11 protein-coding genes are annotated in these 18,505 nt (G+C 41.8%); 7 read left to right on the forward strand and 4 right to left on the reverse strand.

The genetic code is table 11. The annotated features are described in order from the left end of the window. Position 1: 1 nt before the first annotated feature. Positions 2-2,017 (reverse strand): hydrogenase 4 subunit B, encoded by a 2,016-nt coding sequence (hyfB, locus tag HFU86_RS17375; protein WP_187129734.1) that lies wholly within the window; start codon positions 2,015-2,017, stop codon positions 2-4. After that, positions 2,017-2,634 (reverse strand): 4Fe-4S dicluster domain-containing protein, encoded by a 618-nt coding sequence (locus tag HFU86_RS17380; protein WP_187129735.1) that lies wholly within the window; start codon positions 2,632-2,634, stop codon positions 2,017-2,019. The genes hyfB and HFU86_RS17380 overlap by 1 nt, the downstream gene beginning before the upstream one ends. 970 nt (positions 2,635-3,604) lie before the next feature. Here HFU86_RS17380 and HFU86_RS17385 point away from each other — a divergent pair. The 4 genes from HFU86_RS17385 (at position 3,605) to fdoI (ending at position 12,108) form a co-directional block, all read left to right on the forward strand. Continuing rightward, entirely contained in the window at positions 3,605-7,030 is a 3,426-nt protein-coding gene (locus tag HFU86_RS17385) for an autotransporter outer membrane beta-barrel domain-containing protein (protein WP_255426004.1), read from the forward strand. A 429-nt stretch (positions 7,031-7,459) separates the two neighbouring features. Continuing rightward, entirely contained in the window at positions 7,460-10,507 is a 3,048-nt protein-coding gene (gene fdnG / locus HFU86_RS17390) for a formate dehydrogenase-N subunit alpha (RefSeq protein ID WP_187129736.1), read from the forward strand. A 9-nt stretch (positions 10,508-10,516) separates the two neighbouring features. Beyond that, positions 10,517-11,455, forward strand: coding sequence for a formate dehydrogenase subunit beta (fdxH, locus tag HFU86_RS17395; protein WP_036949168.1), 939 nt, complete (start codon positions 10,517-10,519; stop codon positions 11,453-11,455). Then, the gene (gene fdoI, locus HFU86_RS17400) at positions 11,452-12,108 is read left to right on the forward strand and encodes a formate dehydrogenase cytochrome b556 subunit (protein WP_036949167.1); all 657 of its coding nucleotides are present in this window, start codon (positions 11,452-11,454) and stop codon (positions 12,106-12,108) included. The genes fdxH and fdoI overlap by 4 nt, the downstream gene beginning before the upstream one ends. Positions 12,109-12,186: 78 nt before the next feature. Here the strand turns inward: fdoI and HFU86_RS17405 are convergent, their stop codons facing one another. Beyond that, positions 12,187-13,563 (reverse strand): rhodanese-like domain-containing protein, encoded by a 1,377-nt coding sequence (locus HFU86_RS17405; RefSeq protein ID WP_187129737.1) that lies wholly within the window; start codon positions 13,561-13,563, stop codon positions 12,187-12,189. Between the two features lie 8 nt (positions 13,564-13,571). Continuing rightward, complete coding sequence (locus HFU86_RS17410) at positions 13,572-14,564, reverse strand: YeeE/YedE family protein (RefSeq protein WP_187129738.1); 993 nt, start codon at positions 14,562-14,564, stop codon at positions 13,572-13,574. 504 nt (positions 14,565-15,068) lie between these two features. Here HFU86_RS17410 and HFU86_RS20005 point away from each other — a divergent pair. From HFU86_RS20005 to HFU86_RS20225, 3 genes are all read left to right on the forward strand, one after another. Beyond that, positions 15,069-15,905 (forward strand): HNH endonuclease, encoded by an 837-nt coding sequence (locus tag HFU86_RS20005; RefSeq protein WP_222717626.1) that lies wholly within the window; start codon positions 15,069-15,071, stop codon positions 15,903-15,905. After that, entirely contained in the window at positions 15,902-16,303 is a 402-nt protein-coding gene (locus HFU86_RS17420) for a (deoxy)nucleoside triphosphate pyrophosphohydrolase (RefSeq protein ID WP_132496411.1), read from the forward strand. The genes HFU86_RS20005 and HFU86_RS17420 overlap by 4 nt, the downstream gene beginning before the upstream one ends. Before the next feature lie 98 nt (positions 16,304-16,401). Continuing rightward, positions 16,402-17,316, forward strand: coding sequence for a PAAR domain-containing protein (locus HFU86_RS20225; RefSeq protein WP_321146860.1), 915 nt, complete (start codon positions 16,402-16,404; stop codon positions 17,314-17,316). The last annotated feature ends 1,189 nt before the right edge of the window (positions 17,317-18,505 follow it).

Consider the following 18,505-nt stretch of genomic DNA (forward strand, 5'->3'; position numbering starts at 1 on the left):
CTTACGCCGCAATCACAACAAGCAGCACGATCAAGGCCGCGACCACATATAGGCAATAGAGCCTGAAGTCCCCGCCTTGTAGGCATTGCATGCGTTTTGCTATTCGGTTAATCACACGAACCAGCGGGTAGATAATTTTTTCATCCCAGAACGGTTCTACCTTCCCTGCCCCCTCTTTCGTCACTTCTAAGGTTTGCGCTAAACGCGCTGAAGGGTCGAGCTGAGTACGCAGGCGATACAGCGGCGCAAACATAGAACGCAGCGGCTGGGTAAAGCCCCCCGCTGATACCGACATCTCTTTTTCCCACGCATAACCACACGCCCATGCGTCCCCTTTACGGCGCGCGTCGAGCTGTTTGCCTTTAAATACCATGTAGATAATCAGTGGAATGATTGGCAGCGCTAGCAACAGGATCAAGGTCATGGCTGGTGAAATCATCGCTTGAGATGCGCTGTTTGGTACCAGCATCGCCCCTTGCGCCACAGTGATATCGGTGGCGTGTGTCAGGGACATTGCCACGTTGGCTAAGACCGGAGCGATATAGGTCGCGCCTACACCTAAAATCACACAGATAGCGGCTAAAATCAGCATCGCGGCGGTCATTGTCCATGGCACTTCGCGAGCATGAGTGGCTTGCTCACTGCGAGCACCACCGCAAAAACTGACGCCGTACACTTTCACAAAACACATTGCCGCCAATGCCCCGGTGATGGCTAACATCACAATGGCGATTGGACCGCTGATGCGCATAATAAAAGTGCCTTCGTGACTCATGGAGAATAGCGATTGGTAGGTGTACCACTCACTGACAAAGCCGTTGAGTGGTGGCAGCGCGGAAATCGCCATACAGCCGATTAAAAACGCGGTTGCGGTCAGTGGCATTAATTTGGCTAAGCCGCCCATTTTTTCCATATCGCGGGTATGAACACGGTAGATCACGGCGCCCGCACCAAGGAACAGTAAGCCTTTGAATACGGCGTGGTTAAGCAAGTGGTAAATCGCACCGAGCAAACCAATGGTCGCAAGCACTGGCATATTGTTTGCCATGCCGACCATCGCCACACCAACCCCCATCAAGATAATCCCGATATTTTCGACGGTGTGCCATGCGAGTAAGCGTTTGATGTCGTGCTCAGCCAGTGCGTACATAACCCCAAGAACCGAGGAGACTGCACCGAATGCTAGTACCACAATGCCCCACCAGCCTTGAGTGGCACCGAGTAAGTCGATACCTACTTTGATAATCCCGAAGATACCGATTTTTACCATTACACCAGACATTAATGCTGACGCATGAGACGGTGCTGCGGGGTGAGCTTGCGGTAACCAGCTGTGAAGTGGGAGCATCCCTGCTTTGGCGCCAAAGCCAAAAAATCCCAATAAGAAAACAATGGATGCCATCGCTGGTGAAAGTGAAAGCTGGCGGAAGGAATCAAAATCTAAGCTGCCACTTTCACGCCACATTAAGAAGAAGGCGATCATAATTAAAATCGAACCGGCGTGGGCAATAAAGAAGTACAGCAGACCCGCGCGGATGGATTTGTCATCTTGGTCGGCAATCACTAAGAACCAGGAAGCCAGTGACATCATTTCAAACAGGATGATGAAGTAAAAGGCGTTGTCCATCACCACCAAGGCCACCATCGAAGCGATAAACAGGTTCAGGAAGAACCCCATGCTCCACGCGCCGCGACCGCAATATTCCTGAACATAGTTTAAGGAATATAAGGCGCTGACGGTCACCAGCAGCGAAATCACCATCACCATAAAGGCGGCGAGGCTATCGAACCTCACGACAAAATTGGCGAACGGGAATGGGCCTTGGGACAGGTAAGTAAGCACTTCCCCGCTCATTAGCACCGGAATTGAGCTGCATAAGCCCAGCACGCCGCCGATCATGGCAGCAATTCCCGCGACATAAATGGCGAGCTTTTCTTGGCGTTTAAAGAGCAACGAAACAACGCCACCTACCGCGTAGAAAATCACCGACCATAAAAGTAACTGAAGAGGTGTCATTATGGGTTCTCCCGATCAGCAACAAAAATGTCGAACTCTGGCGGCATGGCATCGACAGATGCGCTGCGTCGTTTGGCACTTTCGTTTTCGAGTTGGTGTTCTTCCACCAGATGGAGGGCATCGGTTGGGCAGACTTTGACGCAAGCTGGCCCTTCGTCACTGAAATCACACAGGTCACATTTCACGGCGACATTGCGGATCCCTGCGTTCCACGCCAGGAAAGGGTTCATGGTTGGGAGGCTATCTGGCACATCTAATAGCATCTCTTTTGGGACATATTGTTCAAAGAAATCAGGTGCATCTACTGGTTTGCTGCCTGACGGTGTGATTGCCCCAAATGGGCATACCAAACCACACAGTTTGCAGCCAATGCACAGGCTTTCATTCAACACAATCATGTCATTTTCGTGGGTGATGGCATTGACCGGACACACACGCGCACACGGAGCATCGTCACATTGACGACAGAGCATCGGTGCGGTTAGCTCGCCAACTTTGACCACCTTCAGTCTCGGATATGTTTGTAATCCTTGGGTTTTATGCGTTTCTGAGCACGCCGCCATACAAGTGTTACATCCGATACACAGTTGTGGGTCTGCAATTACAAAGCGATTCATTCGCTTTCCCCTCCAATAAAATCAGTCGGATCTTAAGTTTGTTGCAGACACCTAAGCATTTTTTGTGCCAGAAATAATATTGTTGTTTATCAGTTGGTTGGGGTTTTCCGGGGGGGGGGTTCGACAGTAATGACGATGGAGGAAAGGTTCAACAGGTTCTTATTCAATAAAACAGAGAGGCAAGTATTTAAAGATAAATTTGGGGTTAGCCCGATGCAATGGAGAAAAGTATTCAGTAGCAATGAAAATATTTTATAAATCATAAAAGAATTTAGTTTTCATATAAAAATAATAATCAAGAAATTATTTTTCATATCTTTTTATTAATATTTAAACCTATCAAAAAAACCCATTAAAAAAAGAAATAATATATTTTCATTATCGTTAAAAAATAAAACTGGTAATACCAGAACGGATAAAAACAAATCACTTAATTAAAAAATCACGTAGATAAAACAAATCTTAATTAAGAATTATCTTAACGTAAATCAATGACAAAGAATCATTCTCACTCTTAACATTAGGATTAAAAAACCGTTTTAATTCCACTTTCAAAATTAAAAACCATTTATTTTATTAATTTAGATAAAAGGATCACGAGTGTTAATCCTTGAATAAAACACTTGGAAAATAATAACTAGCTTGATTATAGTTCTCGAAATTATAGTTCTAATACAAAATAAGTATTCTTTATACCTATTATAGTTATTCGAATTATAAATTAGACATACAGTTCCAAACGATAACATTGTCATTAACTTTCTCACTTAATCAGTCCAATTTAGACAACTTTATTAAAGGCTAAAAAATTCACCAATAAAATCAATGCTCATTAATTTAATTATAAGAGCTTAAAAATAATTTAAATATTCCCGTAACTGCATCAGTAGCCTAACAGCTCGCTGGGCATCATTACATTGCTAATAACTTGATTTAATTTATAAAAATTAAACGTCAAGGATGGTTTCACATGAAAAATAAAAAGCGTTATTACACAGCGAATTATCTGCTGCTACTTCTAATGGCCTCAACCAGTAATGCCACTACCATTACATATGGTGAAATCAAAGAGTTTGATGATAAAGATAAAGTTTTTGATCTTAATGATTTATATATAAGAAACGGAAAAATCATTCTTAAATCTGGAACACTAGAAACCAATAGCACAGTGATCACTGATTTTTTTGGGGAATCCGGGAGTGTGACAGTTTCAGGTAGCAATTCTATCTGGAATAACAAAAATACCTTGAACCTTGGTGTTATCAACCTTCATACCCGATACACAAAAACCCCCTCAAAGTCAGGTATTGATATTATTAATGGCGCTCAAGTTTATACCGATAAATTTTCTATGGGTAATTATCGGGGCACCAATCTAGACGAGGAAGGGCAATATACCTTAAATGTCGATGGCAAAGGCTCCATCTTAAAGGTCAATCAAGATTTAATAGCCTCCTCATTTGACAGTAATCGATTCCCAATCGGCGTTGTCACAATCAATATCGATAACGACGGTGTTATCGAAGCTGAAAATGTCGTCATGCATGATATGGACATAAACTATGACGAAGCATCACTAAAAACGGTTTTAAATATCAAAAATAACGGATTATTAAACGTTAAAGAAGACGTTTACTTTGCCAAAAACTTTGGAAATGCCGAGCCAGATACCCCCAGTGAATTGAATATTTTGTCTGGCGGTAAAATTAAAGCTAAAAACTTTCATGCCGGTGTACATAAAGTGTGGAGTGATAATTCCCCTGTCTCCTTATTAATTTCAGGTCAAGACTCATCGATTGATGTCGCTGAAAATTTTACGACAGGAGGAAATTTACGAAGCTTATTAACTGTCGAAGATGGCGCTGAAATAAACGCCAAAAATATCACTTTGGGTACGGGAGATTCCGCAACGGTTGACCCTTACGCCATCAACTCGCCGCATCCAACCGTAATCGTGACTGGTGAACAATCAAAAATCACCGCTCAAAACCACCTTATTTTAGGGGATAATGTCAACCATGAAATCACCATTGCAGACGGTGGCATGGTCTCTGCCGAAGAGATAACCCTTGGTAAAACAAAGCTTCTCCCAAGTATTTTAGGGAAAAGTACCCTCAATCTGCTGGCTGGCGGGAACGTCACCACCCGCAAGATCAACTTAAATAAAGACAGTAATTACTTTAATGCCGTTATTTATCATGGTGATGGTGGTCTAGCGGGTGAATTAAATACCGAGAGTATAGAAGGCTTTACCGGCAAAAATAACTACCAGTTTGATAGCGATAAACTCCCTATGCAGGCTGGATTAGTGTTCAATTATCAAAATAATAATGATTTTGCCCCGAATCTGATTAATACCATCAATGTGGTGAAGAACAATACCAATACCATCACGTTTGCGGGAGATAATAACCTGCATAGTGGGATTGTAGTTATCAACAATGGCGCATTAAAAGCGGGCAATCAAAACGCCTTTGGAAGCCGTGTCGATGTTAAAAACTTCAGCCAGTTTGACCTCAATGGATTTGGCCAAACAATTTCATCACTAGATAACCGTGGAGTCGTTAAGCTTTCTGGGGACAACCAAACACAAACGCATTTGAATATTCTTAATGGTTATAAGGCTGATAATGGTTCTCTCTATTTCAATACTGAACTGGGTGGCGATGATTCAAAAACAGATAAATTAATCATCAATGGTGATAGCACCGGTAATACCACGGTTTATGTTAATAATATTCATGGAAAAGGCGCACAAACTGAAAAAGGCATTGAACTGATTACCGTTGTAGGTCGCTCCCTTGGGGAGTTTAAGCAAAGCGGACGTATTGTTGCGGGCGCTTATGATTACACGCTACTGCGCGGTGGCTATGTTCTAGGTACGAATTATAAAAACTGGTATTTAACCAGTTTTTATGTGGAGCCGCCGGTTGACCCTATTGACCCTGTCGACCCTGTCGACCCTGTCGACCCTGTTGACCCTGTTGACCCTGTTGACCCTGTTGACCCTGTTGACCCTGTTGACCCTGTTGACCCTGTCGACCCCGTTGACCCTGTCGACCCTGTCGACCCTGTTGACCCTGTTGACCCTGTTGACCCCGTTGACCCTGTTGACCCTGTTGACCCTGTTGACCCTGTTGACCCTGTTGACCCTGTTGACCCTGTTGACCCTGTTGACCCTGTTGACCCTGTCGACCCCGTTGACCCTGTCGACCCTGTTGACCCTGTTGACCCTGTTGACCCTGTCGACCCTGTTGACCCTGTTGACCCTGTCGACCCCGTTGACCCTGTCGACCCTGTTGACCCTGTTGACCCTGTCGACCCTGTTGACCCTGTCGACCCCGTTGACCCCGTTGACCCCGTTGACCCGGTGAAACCTGTTGACCCCGTGAAACCTGTCAACCCTGTTAAACCGCCACCTCGACCAGAAGTGGGGACTTACATCAGTAATATGCAAGCTGCCAATACTCTGTTTGATCTGCGACTTCATGACCGTTTGGGGGAGACTCAGTATACAGATGCGTTAACGGGCGAAACCAAAGTGACCTCGATGTGGCTACGCAATGTAGGTGGCTTTAACCGTTCCCAAGTGGCGCAAGGATCGCTAAATACACGGGATAACCGTTACGTTATCCAATTGGGTGGTGATGTTGCCGATTGGTCGACCGATGGGCTTAATCGTTACCATGTGGGTGTGATGGCGGGATACGCTCACCAAAACAGCAAAACCAAAAATCACCGTAATGGCTATGATTCCAAAGGTAATACAAGTGGTTACAGCGTAGGGCTTTACGGTACTTGGTATACGAATGAAGCCGATAAATCTGGGTTATATGTCGATACTTGGGCGCTGTATAACTGGTTTGATCATGAGGTTAATGGTCATCAGCTTGCCACCGAAAAATATAAATCCCGAGGCATGACGGCTTCTGTAGAGTCCGGTTATACCTTCAAAATGGGGGAATACACCACCAATGAGATGGTCAATACTTTCTATCTGCAACCTAAAGCGCAAGTGACGTGGCAAGGTGTGAAAGCGAATGACCATACCGAAGCCAATGGCACCCTCGTCAGTAGCAGCGGAGAGAACAATATTCGTACGCGTCTGGGATTACGGGCTTACCTACATGGCCACAATGCCATTGATGAAGGTAAAGGTCGCAACTTTGAGCCTTTTGTCGAAACTAACTGGATTTATAACAGCAAACAGTATGGCGTGAAGATGAATGGCGAGCAGTTTAATATTGCCGGCACCCGCAATATTGGGGAAGTGAAAATCGGTATTGAAGGCCAGATTAACTCGAACTTGAACCTGTGGGGGAACGTTTCTCAGCAACTCGGCGATTCCGGCTACAGTGATACTCAAGCAATGTTTGGTATTAAGTATATGTATTAGTTTCGTATTTGGGATCGATAAAAAGCGGTTTGCATCAATAAGGTGCAAATCGCTTTGGTTTCTCTTCAGAAGAGTTGCTCAACAGTAATGACGATGGGGAAATTTTAAAAAAATTAAATAACTAACTTACCCCTATTTTTAAGAAGATAAATAGTGACTAAAACGCTATTTCACGATCACTTTTTGATTATTATTGGTTAAATAATATGTTGTTTTTTATGTGTGGGTATGACCATATTATTAATATGGATTTATTTTTTTTAACCTTTATAATTCGCTCCCATCATTTTATGTTGTAGTTCATTACATTGAGTTCTTATGATGCTCAGGTCTGTCTTGAATGATTGAAAAATGAAAACCCACTCTGGATAGGCTGTTTTTTTAACTGCCTAACCTTGGTATTTCTAATCAATTTACAAGGAGACGCTGATGCAAGTCAGTCGACGGTCTTTTTTTAAAATTTGTGCGGGTGGCATGGCTGGAACCTCTGCTGCACTACTCGGTTTTGCCCCTAATGTATCCTTTGCAAGCACTCGCCAATATAAACTATTACGCTCAATAGAAACCCGAAATAACTGCACTTACTGCTCAGTGGGCTGTGGCATCTTGATGTACAGCCTAGGTGACGGCGCCAAGAATGTAGATAAATCCATTTACCATATCGAAGGTGACCCAGACCATCCGGTTAGCCGAGGCTCTCTATGCCCAAAAGGTGCCGGTCTTATCGACTATATTCATAGTGAAAACCGCTTAAAATACCCTGAGTATCGCAAAGCAGGTTCCGATAAATGGGAGCGAATTTCATGGGATGAAGCGATAGATAAAATTGCGCGATTAATGAAAAAAGATCGCGACGATAACTTCGTGACTCACAATGAAAAAGGCCAAGAAGTTAACCGCTGGCTGACAACGGGTATGTTGTGTTCATCTGCGGCGAGTAATGAAACCGGTATCCTCGATAATAAATTTTCGCGGTCACTCGGTATGTTAGCCATCGATTGCCAAGCCAGACTTTGTCACGCACCGACTGTTTCGGCACTTGCCCCTACTTTTGGTCGTGGCGCCATGACCAATAACTGGGTCGACATTAAAAATGCCAACGTAGTTTTAATCATGGGTGGCAATCCCGCGGAAGCGCATCCAGTTGGTTTTAAGTGGGTTATCGAAGCCAAAATTAAAAATAATGCCAAAGTCATTGTGGTTGACCCACGTTTTAACCGTAGTGCCTCCGTCGCAGATTTGTACTCCCCTATTCGTGCAGGTTCTGATACCGCATTTTTATTAGGCGTTATCCGCTATCTCATTGAAAATGATAAAATCCAACATGAGTATGTGAAAGCCTATACCAACGCACCTTTAATCGTTCGTGAAGATTATCAGTTTAACGATGGTCTCTTTAGTGGCTTTGATAAAGATAACCAACAATACGATCGTAGTTCTTGGCACTATGAAACGGATGAAAATGGTCATGCTCTAAAAGATAAATCTCTTCAGCACCCACGCTGTGTCTGGAATTTATTGAAACAGCACGTAGCCCGCTATACGCCAGAAATGGTGACGACGTTATGTGGCACGCCAATTGAAGATTTTATTTATATTTGTGAGCAACTTGCATCAACCTCAGTCAACAACCGCACCGCCACGATTTTGTATGCACTCGGATGGACACACCATACTGGTGGCGCTCAAACTATCCGTACCGCAGGTATGATCCAACTGTTACTGGGTAATGTGGGAATGCCTGGTGGTGGCGTCAATGCGTTACGAGGACACTCAAATATTCAAGGTTATAGCGATTTAGGGTTGTTATCTTTAAATCTTCCGGGCTATATGCCTTTGCCGAATGAAAAACAAACTTCGCTACAAACCTATTTGTCACAAATCACCCCAAGCGCAATTGTGCCAGACCAAGTCAACTACTGGAAAAGGACACCCGACTTTTTTATTAGCTTAATGAAAAGTTTTTGGGGGGATAGTGCGACAGCAAGTAATGAGTGGGGCTATCACTGGCTACCGAAGTGGGATAAAAGCTACGATATTATGGCTCAAACCCAGATGATGATTGATGGGAAAATGAATGGCTATATTGTTCAAGGTTTTAACCCTTTAGCGGCTTTCCCTGATAAAAATAAAAGTAGTGCAGCGCTCGCCAAGCTCAAATATTTAGTCATCATCGACCCACTGGTGACTGAATCTTCTAACTTCTGGCAAAACCATGGCGAAATGAATGATGTCACTACCGCAGATATCCAAACTGAAGTTTTCCGCCTCCCTTCATCTTGCTTTGCTGAAGAAAACGGCTCGATAGCAAACTCTGGTCGTTGGTTACAATGGCACTGGGCGGGTGCCCGCCCACCAGCTCAAGCATGGCATGACGGTAAAATTCTTGGGCATTTATTAATGCGCTTACGCCAACTTTATCGTGAAGAAGGCGGCGTTTGTCCTGAACCGTTGATGAATCTCTCTTGGAACTATATTGACCCTTATGATCCTCAACCCGAAGAGGTCGCTAGAGAAGCGAATGGTCAAGCAATGCAAGATATCTTTGATGATTCCGGCAAATTATTACTGAAGAAAGGTCAACAGATTGATGGTTTTCATCAACTGAAATCTGACGGTTCTACTTCCAGCTTTTGTTGGGTTTATTCCGGTTGCTGGACAGAAAAAGGCAACCAAATGGCAAACCGCGATAACGCTGATCCATCCGGATTAGGTTGTACGCCGGGTTGGGCGTTTGCTTGGCCCCAAAATCGTCGAGTACTTTATAATCGCGCATCCGTTGATCCAAGTGGTAAACCGTGGGATGAAAATCGACAACTGATTAAATGGGATGGCACAAAATGGGGAGGATTTGATGTTCCCGATTTTAGTAACGCGCCACCAGACAGTGGTGTTGGTCCCTTTATTATGCAACCTGAAGGCGTTGGCCGCTTATTTGCCGTGGATAAAATGGCCGATGGCCCATTCCCCGAATTCTATGAACCCTTTGAATCACCAGTAGAACATAATTTATTGCACTCCGCGGTTTCTCGTAACCCCGTTGCTCGGCTGTATAGCTATGATGCTGACCATTTAGGTAACGCCAAAGATTTTCCGTATGTGGCAACAACCTATTCCATCACCGAGCTATTTCGCCACTGGACAAAACATTCTCTGATCAATGCCATCGCGCAGCCAGATCAGTTTATTGAGATTGGCGAACAGCTAGCCTTACAAAAAGGTATTCAACAAGGTGACGAAGTCCGAGTCAGCGCCAAACGCGGTTTTATTAAAGCCAAAGCGGTCGTCACCAAACGCATTCGACCGCTCACGATTAATGGAAAAGTCGTCGAAACCATTGGCATTCCGTGTCACTGGGGCTTTGAGGGGGCAACACAGAAAGGTTTCCTCGCTAACACATTGACGCCATCAGTTGGTGATGCAAATGCATTCACCCCTGAATATAAAGCGTTTTTAGTCAATGTTGAAAAAGCCTAAGGAGAAATTATGTCAATGCAATCTCAAAATATTATCCGTCGCTCTGCGACTAACTCCTTAACGCCTGCGCCTCAAGTTCGTGATTATCAGGAAGAAGTTGCAAAACTCATTGATGTGACAATCTGTATTGGTTGTAAAGCTTGCCAAGTTGCGTGTTCAGAGTGGAACGATATTCGGGACAAAGTCGGTACGAATATCGGTGTTTATGATAACCCTATTGATTTAACAGCAAAATCATGGACTGTTATGCGTTTTTCTGAAGTTGAAGAAAACGGCAAGCTAGAGTGGTTAATTCGTAAAGATGGCTGCATGCACTGTGCAGATCCCGGATGTTTAAAGGCCTGCCCAGCAGAAGGGGCTATTGTGCAATATGCGAATGGAATTGTTGATTTCCAATCTGAACATTGCATTGGCTGTGGTTATTGTATTGCAGGTTGCCCATTTGATGTGCCTCGCATCAATCAGGATGATAACCGCGCCTATAAGTGCACGTTATGCGTTGATCGTGTCGATGTTGGTCAAGAACCTGCTTGTGTAAAAACCTGTCCAACGGGTGCTATCCATTTTGGTAGCAAGCAGGATATGAAAAACCTCGCACAAGAGCGCGTTTCAGAATTGAATACCCGTGGCTATCAACATGCTGGGCTTTATGATCCACAAGGAGTTGGTGGAACTCACGTCATGTATGTTCTTCATCATGCAGATAAACCGAATTTGTATCATGGATTGCCTGAAAATCCTGAAATCAGTGAAACGGTTAAATTCTGGAAAGGAATCTGGAAACCGCTTGCTGCTGTTGGTTTTGCTGCAACGTTTGCGGGGGCGGTTTTCCATTACTTTGGTATTGGACCAAACCACACAACCAAAGAAGATGAAGAAGAAGCGCTTAAAGATATGGAAGCCGCTTCTAAAACGGAACAATCCGAACACAAAGAGGAGCAACCATGATGAAAAAGAACAGTGATGAAATCTTACGCCATACTCCGTCAGAACGTATTAATCACTGGCTAGTGGTCATTGCCTTTGTATTTACGGCATTCAGTGGTTTGGGATTCTTTTTCCCCTCATTGAATTGGTTTATGAATATTTTAGGTACTCCACAATTATCGCGGCTGTTACATCCCTTTGTTGGATGCCTCATGGCGTTCATGTTTATCTTCATGTTTTTCAGGTATTTGAAGCATAACTTTGTGGATAAACAAGATCTTATTTGGGCAAAGAATATTCATAAAGTACTGCGCAATGAAGAAGCTGGCGATATCGGTCATTATAATCTTGGTCAAAAAGGTATTTATTGGGCGCTTAGTCTCTGCCTCATTATCTTAACCGTCAGTGGCATTATTATCTGGCGACCTTATTTTGCCGATTATTTTTCTATTGGCGTGATCCGAATTGCGCTACTGGCTCATTCAATATCAGCGATAGTGTTGATCATTACCGTTATCGTTCATGCTTATGCGGCTTTTTGGGTCAAAGGCTCAATTCGTAGCATGGTGGAAGGCTGGGTAACGCGGGGGTGGGCAAGAAAACATCACCCACGCTGGTATCGTGAAGTCTTAGAACAAGAGAAATCAAAAGAAGATAATAACCCATCGCACTAAGTTAATTTGAGGTCATATCATGGTAGTTATTGTTCTACCATGATATTTCCCCACTTTAGCGTTTAACCAGAGACCTGATTAGCTTTTACAAGATTGTCCCGGTTTTTTCACGATTTCGCCAAAGTCATTCAATGCGCTTGGTTTGGTGATTTTACTCTGCGCATTATTGAGTACCGGTAATTCAGGATCCATTTGCCACGCATTCCAACCACCATCATAGATCTGGCTATTTTCCCATCCCGCCATTTGAGTCATAAACCATGAAACACTGGCTCTCCACCCTGTACCACAATAAAAAGCAACGTGGTCTGATGGCTCAATGCCTTGCGTTTTCCAAAGAGCAAATATCTCTTCTGGGTTACGTAACGTGCCGTCAGGATCATAATAGTCAGACATATCGTTCGCGTTTTTACCGCCAAATCCCCAGATAGCCCCAGCAGGCTCGCCTTTACGTGGAATATAATCATACCCCGTAATTTTCCCCGTATACTCATCCCAAGTACGATTACTGATTAGCTTTAATCCCGCTTGTTGTGCTTGTATCGCTTCCGCAGGCATAGAAATGTTAACCTGAGGATTTGCCGGAATAGAGGTACCAAAATCCGTAATCGGTACAGGTATATTCATCACGGTTTCTGTTGGTAATTCCGCATCAACCCAGACATTTAAGCCGCCATTAAGAAAGCGAACATCTTCCACACCCGCCCATTTTAATGCCCATAATACGCGTAATGCTGCCATCTGGTTTTCAGAATAAACCACCACTGGCGTATCCTTATGAATGCCATTTTTCAATAAATTATGTTCAATCACATTCGGTTCGGATAGGTTCCATACTGGCCCATTTTCAATCCAGTCAGTATTAAAATGGTAGGCACCCTTAATATGAGTAGAATATGATTTTGACTGCTCCGCATCCCCCCAAGAGACTTCAAAAATCACAGGTTTTTGGTCACTGGTATAGCTTTCTGGTTTTTCTCCCTTCAGCGCTGCATTAACCCAACTTGGTGAAACACTCATCCAATAATTGGGATATTTATCCATCGGATAATCTGCATTGGCATATTTAATGAACTCTTTAAATGCGAGTACCTTATAACCTTTAGCCGCAAATTCCGCGGTGACACGCTCTAAATCATCCAAATTGCTATCATAGAAAACCAGTGTTTTTTCTTTGGTAATTCCTTTTTCTTCCACAAAGTGAGTAAATTTATTTTCATCAATAAAGTCCAACCAGCCCGTCGTAAATTGCATAGCGCCTTGTATATGACCACCACGCGCAGCGTCTTTATCTTTAAAACCAAAAAATAGGCTATCTGGTCGGGTATCGATAATAAGATAATCTGGATTATTTAGATTCTTCGATAACTCATCAATGCTAATATCTTTTACTACGGTCTGATCACAGCCCGACAACCAAACTGATAATAATAAAATGGCTAATTTTGCCTTCATTTTTTTTCCTATATTCTGCACTGTGTCGGTCTGATGAAATAACTTGTGAGCCAAACACCCGCCATCACCATAAATGTTGAGATCCACCCCTGCCAAGAGAAATAGGCGGTTGCCACCAGTGAGTTAGTGACGGTGCATCCTCCCGCTAGTGTTGCCCCTATTCCCATCACAACTCCACCCATTAGGCGTTTTACAACCGTTTTCCCGTCAGGGGGCAATGTTAATGCAAACTCACCTCGGAGCTTGGCGCTGATCATGGAGCCTGACAAAATACCAATCACAAATAAGGTTCCCCAATTAAGGTAACGCTGCTGACCAGTGACGAGATATTGAACCACATTCGCAGAAGGCACTGAGATCCCAAAACCAAAATTACGTCCACTTTCCGCACTCAAATACCAAGCAATAATCCCGAGGATCCCAATAAATACCGCTGTTAAGTTAAGGGGCAATTGCTTATATTTTCCTAATGGCGGGGGTGAATAGCGCGGGTGGCGATGCTGATAAATCAGTAAGCCAATCGTGACGATAATTAATATCGCAACCAGATACCACGGAGAGATGTTCAATGTTTTATCGATGGTATCAATCTGTGCTGGGTGGGTTAATAACGGGTCAATCCAATGCTTTAAACTTCCTTTCCAAGCGGATGCCATCGTGACAATAAACGCAAATAATGCGAGCCATGTTCCTGTTAACCCTTCACCAGAGCGGAACCAAGCCCCGCTGCCGCAGCAACCTGCTAATACCATGCCTACACCAAATAAAAAGCCACCGATAATTGTGGCAGTAACAGGTAATGTGCCTTCTGGAATCGTTATCAACCCCATTGATTGCAAAGCAAAAAATCCAATCGCTTGAATAGAGATAGCAATCAATAGTGCCGTAAGAAAACGCGTATTTTTCTGATAAACAATATTTCTGAAGCCAGAAACAAAGCAAAATTGTCCTGACTGGAGTAGCGCACCAAAAAGCAGACCAATAAATAAGCCACTAATCATGAACTAGCCCCTGTGGTAACGTAATAAGCTGCATAGGTATTTCTCAATAGTTATTTTAAGTCAGAAGAATCAATAACGAGCTTGAGAGAGCACTCTTCGCGCGATATTTTAATACTTCACAGATTTTCCTATGATAGCGCTTAATGAATATGGTTGAAGCTTGTTAACTTGTTTTGCATCAATTTTAGAAGGGAAAAGTACAGATCGGTTATATTTCAGCCAACACGATTTCAATCAAGAAATTACGTGCTGCGGCCTCTACTTATAAACCGCAATTTATAAATAGAGTATTCACCTTAATTTAAACCCGATAATACAGTTACAATAACTTTTAAAGGAAAAAAGCTTTTCATATACCCAAAGTCGTTAAGATATTCTGCAAAATTAAACATACACATTATTCCAATGCTCAACCATCACCTGTAAAGTATAAAAGTTAATTGGGCTAGTAATTATTCAAGATTTGTTAATGCTGAATATGCTAAGAATGGAGTAAAGAATATTGTGTATAAATATAATGATCTAAAAATAGGCACAAAAATTAACAATGCAGAGCTCTGTGAAATATTTGGATGTAGCCCCCAAGGCGGTATGCGTCGTGCACACAAAACAAATACTTTAATTATTATCTCAAACCACATCAAATCTATCTACGATGACCGATGGTCCAACAATGTGCTTCATTATACCGGCATGGGTACTAAAGGTGATCAAAGCCTAAGCTTTCAACAAAATAAAACCTTGGCAGAATCAGGAACTAACGGAGTTTCCATTCACCTATTTGAGGTATTTAAAGACCAAGAGTACACCTATATGGGTGAAGTTCTTCTTGACGGTGCTCCATATCAAGAAACACAACCTGATGAACAAGGAAAGCTTAGAAAAGTGTATATCTTCCCGTTGACACTAATTTCAGGCGAACGGCAAGTTCAGCAAAAAGATAGAGACAACATAGATAATATTAGAGCTCACAAAGCAAAAAAATTATCTATCGAGGAGCTTCAAAAATTAGCCGCTGGAAATGGAAAAATAGCGACTTGTTATCAGCAACAATCGACAAATTATGAGAGAAATATTTGGATCGCTGAGTTGGCTAAAAGATTAGCGAAAGGACAATGTCAACTTTGTCTTCAACCCGCTCCGTTTAAAAATACTAAAGGCGAGCCTTATCTGGAAACACATCATATCGTTTGGCTTTCCAAAGGTGGTGATGATACATGTGAAAATACCGTAGCCCTATGCCCTAACTGCCACAAGAAAATGCATATCGTTAATAATGACGAAGATATTGAGACTCTAAAAAACCGAAATAAAGAATTATTAGAAGCCAACAACCAATGATCAGGAAGCATATTGAAGTCGTCGCTGCTGTGCTGAAAAATGAAGATAAGTTTCTAGCCGTGCAAAGGGGCTTCTCGAAGCTAGATTATATTAGCCATAAATGGGAGTTCCCTGGCGGCAAAGTAGAAATAGGTGAAACACTTATTGAAGCAATTACCAGAGAACTAAATGAAGAGTTAAAAATTACAATTACCGACCCAAAGTTTTTATTAACTATCGAACATAGCTACTCTGACTTTGATATTACAATGCATTGCTTTGTCATTGAATTACCAAATAGAACGGTAGAACTTACAGAACATATTGGTTCTCTTTGGCTTTCTAAAGAAAAGTTAAAAACCGTAGATTGGGCATCCGCCGATATTCCTGCTGTAGAAAAACTCTTAGCGACATTTTGAGTGTATTTATTCCGAATAATAAAAAATAGCTTGTTAATTGCCTATTGATAATCAACAATCAAATTTGACTTAAGCTAACCAAAGGAATGGTGATAAACATGGCTATAGGATATTTTTTACGAGTTGGCGATAAAACAACATGTGGCGGTCAAATTTTAACCGGTGACAATACCTTTATATTTCATGGAAGATCCGCTGCACGTCAGGGCGATCTAGTTACCTGTGGAAAGCATTCTGGGACATACAACATACTTGGTGGCGTTAGCAATGTATGGGGTAATGGTAGAATGATGGCAGGAACACTGGATAGCTTTAGCTCCTGTCCATGCAAAGCAAGATTGATCAACTCCATCACTGATTGCTACAGTAAAGAAGATGAGCCAGCCCAAGCAAGATCTTTCGTTGCAACTGAACAAAATCAGCTAATAACAACTCCTAAACCGTCACCAACTGCTCATAATGCTTTTAATAATACTCATAATGTACCAGTGATCACCTCAAATTCACCTATCAACGAAGCATTTATAAAAGATCCAATTAATATCTATGTGATGATAGCTAGGGATGGCTTAGGCCATGCTGGCTTAGTTATTGATGATGGGGAAAATGCATTATTATATGATCCAGGTGGTGGTTATACTGGCTGTTATCTTCGAGGATGTGAAGATGGAGCTCCCACTCATCGAGGTTCATCTGACCAATTCCCCTACCCTATGTGGGAGTGGGATGACTATCTTGCCTATCATTTATACGATGGACCAAAAGTATCAGTGATTCAATTTACAGTTCCAAGAGAACAGGCCAACCGATTACGGGATATCATTGATGATATGGGGGGAGGCAGCCCACTCTATTGTGCTGAGCGAGTATCTGTTGCATTAAAAAGCAGCGGAGGAATTTTTGAGCGACTACCTGAAGCTAATGGTATCAAAACGCCATGGACACTAAAATCAGAACTCATGGATCTTTATTTTCCTGGTAATGCTTGGTGGAAACTAAATGGTGCTTATTAAATATAATCGATTCAATAACTATATAGCGCTTTGTTTAGGCATTCTTGTTTTCTACCTAACAATGGTTAAACAAGTTTTTTTTACGTTTTTTCGACAGGTTGATAGTTTTGTCTTAATCCATCAGAACTTAGAAATGTTAACGTTTGTATTTATTGGCTTAGCAATTTTCATGTCCATTCTTTTGTTCTTCCATAAAACAATTAATAAACATATTACATTTTTACTGCTGCCATATTTACTATCTGTCATGACATGGCTCTATACAAATTACATTCCCAGTGTTAAATTTTATAGAAAACTCAGTAGCTACGGTGAGTTTGAAGCTATTTTTATAGTATCCTACATAATCTATGGTGTGTGGTTAATACCACTAACAGCTTACACTTTTAGTTTCTTACTTCGTAAATTAGAAAAAAAACATGGGCTTCAGTGATATAAGATGCCTACTAAAATATCCTATATCTCATTATCTTTAGGTATTTTATTTTATTACCTTGAAATGGTTCATGAGTTTTTTTTCAGGGTATATCCAAAAGCAATGAATACAGTACCTATATTTCAACATCAAACCTTATTGAGTCTCATTTTTGCTATTTACCTTTTATCTATAGCCCCCTTATTCTTTTTATGCATCAAAAATAAGATAAATAATGGCTATCGTTTTTTATTTTACATAGTTCTACCGTACATACTGTCGGTAATCACTTCGTACATCAATATTTATATAGCTAGTCCAAATCAATTTTCTAGTATAAGTTCAACCACTAGAGTATTTGGTCACATATTTATGACATCTTATGTCATACATGGTGTATTTTTAATTCCTATAGTTGCATATCTAGCTGATTTTTCACTTCGTAAAGTATTGAAATAAATTATTTTTATTAATTTATTAAGATTAAACTACCATTGATTAAAAAATCCATTCAAAGTCGAATTTTATGATGCAGACCTTTATAAGGGAAGAAAGTGCGAAATTAAGATCACTTTATACACGATGGAAAATTAGTTTAAGCCATCCCAGAGGATGGCTTAATATCGGATAAAAATATGTTTAGTATTATTCTTCGTCCATAATAATCATAATATTAAATGGAATGCTAGCCGAGTCGTAAGCTAGCATATCAAACTTATTTTCAACCTTATTTGAATAAAAATATTTTTTATTTTTATTTAATCTTTATTGAAT

Origin of the sequence: Providencia sp. JUb39 (assembly GCF_012272845.1) — a bacterium.
GTDB lineage: Bacteria > Pseudomonadota > Gammaproteobacteria > Enterobacterales > Enterobacteriaceae > Providencia > Providencia lanzhouensis.

What these genes read in the sequence shown, in the direction of transcription:
- hyfB (WP_187129734.1), bottom strand. Translation starts at nt 2,017, where the DNA reads ATGACACCTCTTCAGTTACTTTTATGGTCGGTGATTTTCTACGCGGTA.
- HFU86_RS17420 (WP_132496411.1), top strand. Translation starts at nt 15,902, where the DNA reads ATGATCAGGAAGCATATTGAAGTCGTCGCTGCTGTGCTGAAAAATGAA.
- HFU86_RS17405 (WP_187129737.1), bottom strand. Translation starts at nt 13,563, where the DNA reads ATGAAGGCAAAATTAGCCATTTTATTATTATCAGTTTGGTTGTCGGGC.
- HFU86_RS17380 (WP_187129735.1), bottom strand. Translation starts at nt 2,634, where the DNA reads ATGAATCGCTTTGTAATTGCAGACCCACAACTGTGTATCGGATGTAAC.
- HFU86_RS17385 (WP_255426004.1), top strand. Translation starts at nt 3,605, where the DNA reads ATGAAAAATAAAAAGCGTTATTACACAGCGAATTATCTGCTGCTACTT.
- fdnG (WP_187129736.1), top strand. Translation starts at nt 7,460, where the DNA reads ATGCAAGTCAGTCGACGGTCTTTTTTTAAAATTTGTGCGGGTGGCATG.
- fdoI (WP_036949167.1), top strand. Translation starts at nt 11,452, where the DNA reads ATGATGAAAAAGAACAGTGATGAAATCTTACGCCATACTCCGTCAGAA.
- fdxH (WP_036949168.1), top strand. Translation starts at nt 10,517, where the DNA reads ATGTCAATGCAATCTCAAAATATTATCCGTCGCTCTGCGACTAACTCC.
- HFU86_RS17410 (WP_187129738.1), bottom strand. Translation starts at nt 14,564, where the DNA reads ATGATTAGTGGCTTATTTATTGGTCTGCTTTTTGGTGCGCTACTCCAG.
- HFU86_RS20225 (WP_321146860.1), top strand. Translation starts at nt 16,402, where the DNA reads ATGGCTATAGGATATTTTTTACGAGTTGGCGATAAAACAACATGTGGC.